At 43.3% G+C, this 10225-nt stretch carries 12 protein-coding genes and 1 other RNA gene; 9 read left to right on the forward strand and 4 right to left on the reverse strand.

From position 1 onward, the window contains the following. Positions 1 to 72 precede the first annotated feature (72 nt). From rplM to C2M25_RS00545, 7 genes are all read left to right on the forward strand, one after another. Positions 73 to 501 (forward strand): 50S ribosomal protein L13, encoded by a 429-nt coding sequence (rplM, locus tag C2M25_RS00515; RefSeq protein ID WP_062568574.1) that lies wholly within the window; start codon positions 73 to 75, stop codon positions 499 to 501. Positions 502 to 509: 8 nt separating this feature from the next. Continuing rightward, positions 510 to 902, forward strand: coding sequence for a 30S ribosomal protein S9 (gene rpsI / locus C2M25_RS00520; RefSeq protein ID WP_095209788.1), 393 nt, complete (start codon positions 510 to 512; stop codon positions 900 to 902). A gap of 647 nt (positions 903 to 1549) precedes the next feature. Next, positions 1550 to 2140: a ubiquinol-cytochrome c reductase iron-sulfur subunit gene (gene petA, locus C2M25_RS00525; RefSeq protein ID WP_063702692.1), complete on the forward strand. Its 591-nt coding sequence runs from the start codon at positions 1550 to 1552 to the stop codon at positions 2138 to 2140. Further along, positions 2140 to 3405: a cytochrome b gene (locus tag C2M25_RS00530; RefSeq protein WP_063702690.1), complete on the forward strand. Its 1266-nt coding sequence runs from the start codon at positions 2140 to 2142 to the stop codon at positions 3403 to 3405. Before petA ends, C2M25_RS00530 begins: the two co-directional genes overlap by 1 nt. Then, entirely contained in the window at positions 3402 to 4139 is a 738-nt protein-coding gene (locus C2M25_RS00535; protein ID WP_105180124.1) for a cytochrome c1, read from the forward strand. The genes C2M25_RS00530 and C2M25_RS00535 overlap by 4 nt, the downstream gene beginning before the upstream one ends. 79 nt (positions 4140 to 4218) lie before the next feature. Next, complete coding sequence (gene sspA, locus C2M25_RS00540; protein WP_063702686.1) at positions 4219 to 4845, forward strand: stringent starvation protein SspA; 627 nt, start codon at positions 4219 to 4221, stop codon at positions 4843 to 4845. After that, a complete protein-coding gene (locus C2M25_RS00545; protein WP_063702684.1) occupies positions 4845 to 5285 on the forward strand; it encodes a ClpXP protease specificity-enhancing factor in 441 nt (146 codons plus the stop codon). Before sspA ends, C2M25_RS00545 begins: the two co-directional genes overlap by 1 nt. 64 nt (positions 5286 to 5349) lie before the next feature. On the opposite strand, the gene dolP is transcribed toward C2M25_RS00545, so the two are convergent. Genes dolP through C2M25_RS00565 form a run of 4 tightly spaced genes read right to left on the reverse strand, consistent with a single transcriptional unit; the run spans position 5350 to position 8822 of the window. After that, positions 5350 to 5916, reverse strand: coding sequence for a division/outer membrane stress-associated lipid-binding lipoprotein (gene dolP / locus C2M25_RS00550; protein WP_063702681.1), 567 nt, complete (start codon positions 5914 to 5916; stop codon positions 5350 to 5352). Further along, the gene (locus C2M25_RS00555; protein WP_063702679.1) at positions 5916 to 6503 is read right to left on the reverse strand and encodes an SIS domain-containing protein; all 588 of its coding nucleotides are present in this window, start codon (positions 6501 to 6503) and stop codon (positions 5916 to 5918) included. The genes dolP and C2M25_RS00555 overlap by 1 nt, the downstream gene beginning before the upstream one ends. Before the next feature lie 32 nt (positions 6504 to 6535). Further along, a complete protein-coding gene (locus C2M25_RS00560; RefSeq protein ID WP_063702677.1) occupies positions 6536 to 6907 on the reverse strand; it encodes a YraN family protein in 372 nt (123 codons plus the stop codon). Positions 6908 to 6944: 37 nt separating this feature from the next. Next, on the reverse strand, positions 6945 to 8822 hold the full coding sequence (locus C2M25_RS00565; RefSeq protein WP_105180125.1) for a penicillin-binding protein activator: 1878 nt from the start codon (positions 8820 to 8822) through the stop codon (positions 6945 to 6947). Positions 8823 to 8883: 61 nt separating this feature from the next. Between C2M25_RS00565 and rsmI the strand changes: the two genes are divergently transcribed. Further along, positions 8884 to 9741: a 16S rRNA (cytidine(1402)-2'-O)-methyltransferase gene (gene rsmI, locus C2M25_RS00570; RefSeq protein ID WP_058585920.1), complete on the forward strand. Its 858-nt coding sequence runs from the start codon at positions 8884 to 8886 to the stop codon at positions 9739 to 9741. 42 nt (positions 9742 to 9783) lie between these two features. Then, positions 9784 to 10135, forward strand: an RNA gene (rnpB, locus tag C2M25_RS00575) — RNase P RNA component class A. Positions 10136 to 10225 lie beyond the last annotated feature (90 nt).

A 10225-nucleotide genomic window follows, 5' to 3' on the forward strand; every position in this document is an offset into this window, starting at 1 on the left:
GCATTCAACTTAGAGCGGTAATTAATAATAATTACCTGTGGTTTTAAATTAAAAAACATTGGATTTTAATAAATGAAAACGTTTGTTGCTAAGCCAGAAACAGTAAAACGTGACTGGTACGTAGTTGACGCTGAAGGTAAAACTTTAGGTCGCATCGCTACTGAAATCGCTCGTCGCCTACGCGGTAAGCATAAAGCTGAGTACACTCCTCACGTAGATACTGGTGATTACATCATCGTTATCAACGCAGAGAAAGTTACTGTTACTGGTAATAAAGCAAAAGACAAAATGTACCACGCACACACTGGTTTCCCAGGTGGTCTTAAGTCTACTACTTTCGACAAGCTTCAAGCTGCAAAGCCTGAAATGATCATCGAAAAAGCTGTTAAAGGCATGTTGCCACGTGGTCCTTTAGGCCGCGCTATGTACCGTAAACTTAAAGTTTACGCAGGTACTGAGCACAACCATGCTGCACAACAGCCTCAGGTTCTAGACATTTAAGGAGCACTATCATGGCAAATCAATACTACGGTACAGGTCGTCGTAAAAGTTCAAGTGCTCGCGTATTCTTACGCCCAGGCACTGGTAACATCGTAATCAACAAGCGCTCTCTAGAAGAGTACTTCGGTCGTGAAACTGCTCGCATGGTTGTTCGTCAAGCATTAGAGCACGTAGAAATGACTGAAAAGTTTGACCTACACATCACTGTTTCTGGTGGTGGTACTACTGGTCAAGCTGGTGCTATCCGTCACGGTATCACTCGTGCACTTATGGAGTTTGACGAGTCTCTACGTCCTACACTTCGTAAAGCAGGTTTCGTTACACGTGATGCACGTAAAGTTGAGCGTAAGAAAGTGGGTCTTAAGAAAGCACGTAAGCGTCCACAATTCTCAAAACGTTAATATTTACGTTTATCAGAATACCAAAAACCCAGCTCCGGCTGGGTTTTTTGTTTCTTGGAGCTGTCAGCCGTCAGTTTCTAGCTGAATGAGAGGTGAGCTTACTGCTTGAATGAACAAGTTCTTGCCAAGGCATAATATTCCCATACGCTTTCTCGCATCTCGCATCTCGCATCTCGCATCTCGCATCTCGCATCTCGCAGATGTACAAAAACCTACCTTTTTTCGTTCGATATTTAACCACTGTTAATAATTAGTACGTATAACAGTAAAAAAACTTCAAGATTTAGCAAAATTAGCTTAAATCCATCAGTTAATTGATGAAATTTTTTGCTACAATTGGGGGGCAAGTAATGTGAGTGAGTTCAACAACAGCTAATGCAGAATTCTGTTTCCTCTTAGTGAGGTTGATCTTGGTCAGTATATTGTTTTTTTATATGCGTTATCATAACCAGCGGCTTCATACTCGAGCTAACCTAAATTAATAATTCATTAAATCGGGTTTATTCGAGCATGAGACTGTGAATAACCTTGTTTTAATCAAGGGTTTTAATTATGATCGCGTCTATTTTGAAATTTCTAAAAATTAACCTGCTGTAACTGATGTTCTCAATATGGCAAGTGTTGGGAATCATAGTGGAGATAAGTGGATGAGCAATGCGCCTGTAGACAATGGCCGACGTCGCTTTTTAACCATAGCTACCTCTGTTGTTGGTGGTGTTGGTGCGGCTGGGGCTGCTGTTCCTTTTATTGCGTCTTGGAATCCAAGTGAGCGAGCTAAATCTGCGGGTGCGCCTGTAGAAGTAGATATCAGCAAGCTTGAGCCAGGGCAATTAATACGTGTTGAGTGGCGAGGAAAACCTGTTTGGGTTATTAATCGTACACCAAAAATGCTTGAACAGATGAAAGAACATGAAGGTCAACTTCGTGATCCTGCATCTGAAGAGCCTCAACAACCTGAATCATCAACAAACGAATACCGTTCTCAACGTCCTGAGATCTTCGTTGCTGTTGGTATTTGTACGCACTTAGGTTGTTCACCTAGCTTCCTACAAGGTGGCTTTGGTGAAAAAGTAGAGGGCACAGACGACGGTTTCTTCTGTCCGTGTCACGGTTCTAAATTTGATATGGCTGGTCGTGTATTCCAATCTGTACCTGCACCATTAAATCTAGAAATCCCTCCGTATACCTTCCTTGATGACACGACTATTCTAGTCGGTGAAGAAAAAGGAGTGGCGTAATGTTTGGTAAAATTATTGGTTGGATCGACGATCGTATTCCAATGACACGTGTTTGGAACATGCACATTGCACAGTATCCAGCACCAAAAAACTTTAACTTCTGGTACTTCTTTGGCTCACTAGCCATGTTAGTACTTGTTAACCAAATCGTAACTGGTATCTGGTTAACAATGAACTTTGTACCATCTGCTGAAGGTGCTTTCGCATCGGTAGAATACATCATGCGTGATGTTGAATACGGTTGGTTACTACGTTACCTTCACTCAACAGGTGCATCAGCGTTCTTTATCGTTGTATATCTGCACATGTTCCGTGGCATGATCTACGGTTCTTACCAAAAACCACGTGAACTTCTGTGGTTATTCGGTATGTTCATCTTCTTAGCGCTTATGGCTGAAGCTTTCATGGGTTACTTACTTCCTTGGGGACAAATGTCTTTCTGGGGTGCACAGGTAATCATTTCACTATTCGGTGCGATTCCGGTAATTGGTGATGACTTAACGCTTTGGATCCGTGGTGACTACGTAATTTCAGGTGCAACGCTAAACCGCTTCTTTGCACTACACGTAATTGCATTACCTTTAGTAATCGTTATCTTAGTATTCTTACACATTGTTGCACTACACGAAGTGGGTTCAAACAACCCAGACGGTGTTGAAATCAAGCGTAAGAAAGGCACTGTTGCTGAAGAAGATAAGCCTAAATTTAAATTCCACGAGTATTACACCAACAAGAAAGACATTGTTGATGCAATCCCGTTCCACCCTTACTACACAGTGAAAGATATTGTGGGTGTGGTTGGTTTCTTAATCTTATTCTGTTGGGTTGTGTTCTTTATGCCTGCGATGAATGGTTTCTTCTTAGAAGCGCCAAACTTCGAAGCTGCTAACCCACTGAAAACACCAGAGCACATTTTCCCTGTTTGGTACTTTACGCCATTCTATGCGATTCTGCGCGCTATCCCAGATAAACTAATCGGTGTTATCGCGATGGGTGCATCTATCGTAGTGCTTGCGTTACTACCTTGGATTGACCGTGGTTCGGTTCGCTCTATTCGTTATCGTTGTGGTTTCCATAAACTTAACATCGCACAATTCGTGGTAACGTTCGTTATCTTGGGTTGGGTTGGTGCTACACCACAAACTGATTTCAAAACGCTGTTATCACAAATCACGACTGTGACATACTTCATGTTCTTCGTATTGTTATTTGTTTACAGCAAGAATGAGAAAACTAAGCCATTACCAACGAGGTTGACGAAATGATGAAAAAGCTAATTATCGGTTTATTCGCATTGTTGCCATCGTTGACAATGGCAGCAGGTCCTTCGGTTCCTTTAATGGATGCGAACATTGACCTGAAAGACAACGCGTCTTTACAACGTGGTGCTAAATTGTTCATGAACTACTGTCTTGGTTGTCACCAAATGCAGTATCAACGTTATGAGCGTACGTTCCGCGATATCGGTATTCCTACTGAGATTGGTCAAGAGCAGCTAATTTTTGATGGCTCTAAAGTAGGTAGCCACATCAAGAATGCGATTGCTAAAGATGACGCAGCTAAATGGTTTGGCGCAGCACCACCGGATCTTACGCTTGTAGCGCGAGTTCGTGGTACTGACTGGATCTACACTTACCTGAAGTCATTCTATAAAGATGAATCTCGTCCGTTTGGCGTAAACAACGTTGTTTTCCCATCGGTAGGTATGCCACACGTTCTTCAAGAACTACAAGGTTTACCAACACCAATCACTGAAGAAGTGGAAGAACACGGTCACACAGTGACTAAAGTTGTTGGCACTGAAACAGATGGTTCTGGTGAAATGAGTGACGACGAGTACGATCGCGCTGCTCGCGACCTAACTAACTTCTTAGCTTACGTTGGCGAGCCGTCACGTTTAGAGTCAGAAGCGATAGGTATTAAGGTAATTGGTTTCCTAGTGATTCTATTTATCTTGGCATTCATGCTGAAGAAAGAATACTGGAGAGATGTTCACTAATCCTGGGCATTTTGAAAGGTAATTTTGTAATAGGGGCTTAAGCCCCTATTGCTGTTTTTGTAATATAATGGAGGTAGGCATGGCCGTAGCTGCCAATAAGCGCCCTGTAATGACCCTGTTTTCTGGTGCTAACTGTATGTATAGCCACCAAGTACGTATCGTACTTGCTGAAAAAGGTGTAAGTGTTGACATTCACCTGGCTGAAAAGGATAACCTGCCAGAAGCACTTCATGAGATTAACCCTTACGGTACAGTACCAACACTGATCGATCGTGAGCTTGGTTTATATCAGGCAAACATCATCATGGAATACCTTGATGAACGTTTCCCTCATCCTCCACTAATGCCAGTTTATCCGGTTATGCGTGGCCGTAGTCGTCTGATGATGCATCGTATCGATACGGATTGGTATAGCCTAGCTAACAAAATCACTAGCGGTAGCAGCGAAGCTGCGCAAGCACGTAAAGAGCTGACAGAAGCGTTACTTGCAATCGCACCAATCTTCTCTGAAGCACCTTACTTCATGAGCGAAGAGTTCAGCTTAGTTGATTGTTATTTAGCACCGCTACTTTGGCGTTTACCTGAGCTTGGCATTGAGCTTACAGGCGCAGGAGCAAAAGAGCTAAAAGAATACATGTTGCGTTTATTTGAGCGTGAATCATTCCAAGCTTCACTAACTGAAGCTGAGCGTGAGATCCGTTTATAATGACGCCTAATCGTCCTTATTTACTACGCGCCTTCTTTGATTGGATTGTTGATAATCAGTGCACACCTCACTTAGTGGTGAACGCTGATTTTCCTGCTGTACAAGTACCAACACAGTTTGTGCAAGACGGTCAGATCGTTTTGAACATTAGCCCATCAGCGGTAACACAATTTGCAATGGACAACCAACAGCTTAGCTTCAATGCGCGCTTTGGTGGTCAACCAATGCAAGTGTATGTACCTATGGGTGCTGTGCTCGCAATTTATGCACGTGAGAATGGTGAAGGGACTGTATTTACTGCAGAAGAATTCATCGAGGACGAAGACGATTTTGCTCCGGTATTAGAAAGTGTTGAAACAGCTGACGATATTACGCCAGATGATGAACCACCAACTAAGCCAGAGAAGAAAAAAGGTGCTCACTTACGAGTGATTAAGTAACCTTATTCAGACAAAAGAAAACCCGCTATTAAGCGGGTTTTTTATTATTAATTACGGTTTAGCGTTACAGATATTCAAACACTTTAATAACACGTTCAACGCCTGATACGTTACGTGCTACATCAACCGCTAAATTCGCTTCAGAATCGCTCACTAAGCCCATTAAAAAGACTTCGCCATTCTCTGTTACGACTTTGATGTTATTGCTGCTGATGCTCTCTGTGGTGAGTAATTGCGTTTTCACCTTAGAGGTTAACCAAGAGTCGTGCGTTTGCGTGCTCATGCCAATATTCGAACCAATGCGAATTTGGTTGTGAATTTTACGAATACCATCAACGCCTTCAATAGCACGTTGTGCTTCATCTTTCATTTCTTGGTTAGCTACTTGGCCGATCATTAGCACGATACCATTAACGCTGATAACGTTAACGTTGGCGTACTTATGAAGGCGCTCGTTTTCACTAATAGCGATAGAGCTTTTTATTTCGATGTTGTTATCGTCAATTTGCGAGCCAATTGTGCGGCGATCATTCGCGGCAGTTACAGCACCCGCTGTACCGGCGACAACAGCAGCTGCACAGCCTTGCAGCAATAAAACGGTACCAAATACTAGTAAAGACTGTTTAAACATTAATTTTCTTCCTGTGGGAATAAGGTTAAATCGATAAGCTCACTTAGGCAGTGTAAATTCACTAAATGCGACTCAACAATGCGGCTTGGGCGTTTTGATGGCACACGAATTTCAACGTCATTTGGGCCAAGTAAGCCAACTAATTCACCACCATCATCGCCAACAAGCACAATCACTTTCATATCACGGGTTAGCGCCGCTTCGACCGCTGAGATAATTTGCTTTTCATTACCATTCACGGCAATTGCTAGTAAAAGATCGCCTTGCTGTGCAAATGCACGAATTTGTCTTGCAAAAGTTTCGTGCTCATCATTGTTTGCGATTGCACCTAAGTTAACTTGCTCTTGTGCGAGCGCAACAGCGGGTAGGCAAGGGCGTTCGGTTTCATAAAAGTTAATTAATAGCCCTGCCATGTGCTGTGCCAACATATGACAGCTTGGGGTGCCACAACAGAGCAATTTATTGCCGTTAATAAGGCTTTGTGCAATGGTGAACGCTGCTGACTCAAGTGCACTTGGCAACACTTCACCCGCTGCTATTTGAACCTGAATATTTTCGGTAAAGATTTTTTTAATCGTTTCTTGCATAACCTACCAAATTAAGCCGACGCCAAACGGCGTTAGTAAACATTTTTAAACCAGTTTAGGGTGCTGTTAAGCTCTCCTGTAATAGCAACATAATCTATCCGCATTGCCTGGTTTGAGATCTTTTTCTCGGCAAGATAATGGCTAATAGTACGCCTTAATCGTTGCTGCTTTTGTTTGCTGAGCGCATAGTTTGCACCACCACGCAGGGCGTTTTTTCTAAATTTTACTTCTACAAAAACCAATGTTTGCCCGTCACGCATTATTAGGTCGAGCTCGCCGTACTTGCATAAGTAATTGCGCTCAATGGCTTTTAAGCCATGTTGTATTAAATACTGTTCTGCCTGATGTTCGTAATACAGGCCTTTTTCGCGGCTATTTTGCCACAATTGCTTAAACCACGACATAGCTTCATCCTTGAGCTAATACCACATTCTAAACTGTTTACTCGGCGGCATTGATGCCAATAGCAGATTGCATAAATAATGGGATTGGCTGCTCCGTTGCCAAATCAACCGCAATGATTTGCTTGTCTTTATACTGCGCCCAATCCAAAGAACGAGTAACGTAACCATTGCTGGCAATGCTTAACTGCCCACTAATACCGCTAAAGCGTTTGCCTTGTACCATGCTCAGTTGTTTTACATCACCGAGCATGCTGGCTGCATCGAATGCCATAGCGAATAAACGTTGACTTATATCGGCATTCTCAGGCCATAAACTTTCGTACTGCTGGCGTAAATTATGTTGTGAGATTTGACCGTCTAGCATCCAAGGTAGTTCCGTAAAATAAAGGCCATCTAAATCGCCTTTATCGGTTCTATCGATTTGTTTACTGTGGCTTTTTGAGCTGGCATAAAGCGGAATACGCTCAGCAAAAGTACTCACGTTAACGTCTAAATAAGGTTTGATTAAGCGCGTTTCGGTTGCATCACCTAAAATATAAATCACATCAACATCGCTGCGAGAGCGAGTTTCGCTTTCAACTTCTTGCTTAAATAAAGACTTAACTACATTGATGCGCTCTTTACTTTGGTCTACTTCTAATAAGCCCGTAATGGTTTTTGGCATATCTTCTTTGCCAGCGTAAAAGCCAATTTGCGGTTTTACTTCGCTGTAACGTTGCCATTGTGTATTGAAGTATTCAACTAAGCGTTGCCCATTACTGTTATTTGGGGCCAATAGCATCGGCTTTTGATAGCCTGCCGTTAAAAATCGCTCTAATGCTTGCTGAACTTCATGTTCAGGACTTAAAGCGAAGAAAAAGTGCTGCTGTGAAATACGCTCACCATCAAAGGTGTTTAAATGCATTACCGGGTAATCAACCAGTGTTTGTGCGCTAGTCAGCTTTTCGATATTGCTTTTTAGTAGTGGGCCAATAACAAAATCAGCATTAAATTCACTGAGCTTAAGTGAAATTTCAGCGGCTGATAGCGACTCATCAATAAATAATGTTTGCTCTAATGACTGTCCATCTAGGGCCGCAAGCACACCGGCTTTTAAGGCATCACCTAAACGTTCATTAGCGCCAGATTGAGGAATAAGCACAGCTAAACGGTTTACATTTAATGGCTCAATCTGAACTAGCTCAGTTACTTTTTTTGGCAGTACTTCAGCAGCTGGGTGGCCTGGATAACGACGCAGCCAGTTATTCATTGCTTGATGAAGCTCAACAGGCGCACCTAAATACACTTGATGATAAAGCGCTAGGTTAACCCAACCTTGCTGCACTACAGAACCACGATTAAAGCGCTCAAGTGCATAAGATGAAAGCTGGGTTAAGCTTTGCCATAAATCTTTGTTTAAATTTGCAACAGTAAAGTTATTTTCGCTGCTAAGGGTTGATGCTGTAAAGAAAAAAGGCATCGCTTGTTTTGGCATACCTTGCGAGGCATAAACGCGCGCAGTTAAGTATTGGTGCCAAGCTTGATGCTCAGGTTGGCTCAATTGTGGTTCAAGTTGTTGTAACTGAGCTAAAGCTAAGTCGCTTTTGCCTTGATGTTCTTGAGCAAGGGCAATGTAAAGTTTGTTTTGAATTTGGTCGACACTTGGAGTCGCTTCGAGCTCAAGGCAAATTTTTTCGAGTAGCGGCCAACGTTCTTCACTAATTGCTGCATCACGTGCAGTGTATAAAAGCTGGATTTTATCGGCGCCTTGTCGATTTAGCGCCGCTTGGTACATAGATTGTGCGTCGGTTAGCTGTGATAGCGCAATACTCGATTGGCTCGATTGATTTTCTGCACTATTTCGAGGTTTTTCGGTTGTGCTACAAGCCGATAACCCTGACAATACAATTAATAGACTAACAAGTTTAAGTCGCACAATGATTTCCCGATACGTTAACGCGATTTGCTTATATTACTGACTGACGCAGGAGACCTCAATGTTAAATGAGGACAATTCAGATAAAATCGGCACTCTTTACATTGTTGCCACGCCTATTGGTAACTTTGATGACATCAGCCAGCGTGCCATCCAAACCCTATCTGAGGTTGACTTAATAGCCGCTGAAGATACTCGTCACACAGGAAAGTTGTTAAGCCATTTTAATATCAAAGCAAAAACCTTTGCTTTACATGACCATAACGAGAAACAAAAAGCGCAACAGATTGTTGATTGGTTAGAGCAAGGAATGAATATTGCGCTGGTATCTGACGCCGGCACGCCACTGATTAGCGACCCAGGGTATGCGGTGGTTAATTTATGCCGTGAACAAGGCGCGCATGTTACTCCGGTGCCGGGAGCATGTGCTGCGATTACCGCTGTGTGCTGTTCTGGTTTGCCGACTGATCGTTTTCAGTTTATTGGTTTTACACCAGCAAAGAGTAAAGCAAGACAGAGCTTTTTTATCGAAGCGGTAAACTCAGGTATTACTAGCATCATGTATGAAAGTACCCACCGTATCATGGCGAGCCTTGATGATTTAGAAGCAGCACTCGGTGCAGAACAGCCAGTGGTGTTTGCCAAAGAACTGACTAAAACTTTCGAAACCTTTTTCAATGGTACGGTTGCCGAGTTAAAACAGTTTTTAACGGATGATCCAACTAAGCAACGCGGTGAAATCGTATTGATGCTACCGGGTAAAGCGAAGCAAAGTGACGATATTCCAGAAGATGCGCGCCGCATGCTCGGTTTACTTGAAGCCGAAATGCCACTGAAAAAAGCCTGTGGTGTTGTGGCTGAGTATTTTGGTTTGAAGAAAAACGCACTTTATAAAGCAATTATTGACGAAAAAGACTAATTCTTTACTGCATAGACGTGCGCGCTCAGGTATACTGCGCGCCGAGTCAGCCGAGATAATCGCTGCCTGCAACGAAAATGCGCAGGGGGAGGAAAGTCCGGGCTCCACAGGGCAGGGTGCCAGCTAACGGCTGGGGGGCGTGAGCCTACGACAAGTGCAGCAGAGAGGAGACCGCCAACTTCGGTTGGTAAGGGTGAAAGGGTGCGGTAAGAGCGCACCGGGCCACTGGTAACAGTTGGTTGCAAGGTAAACTCCACCCGGAGCAAGACCAAATAGGGTTCCTTATGGCGTGGCCCACGTTGGAACCGGGTAGGTTGCTTGAGCCATAGAGCGATTTATGGCCTAGACGAATGATTATCCAAGACAGAACCCGGCTTATTGGCTGACTCACCACATTACATAAAAAGCCTCGCAGCAATGCGGGGCTTTTTGCTTATTGCATGGACACAAAATTAAGAAAATCCACTCCGCTCATACAAAACAG

Origin of the sequence: Pseudoalteromonas sp. T1lg21 (assembly GCF_002964625.1) — a bacterium.
GTDB classification, from domain to species: Bacteria; Pseudomonadota; Gammaproteobacteria; order Enterobacterales; family Alteromonadaceae; genus Pseudoalteromonas; species Pseudoalteromonas gelatinilytica.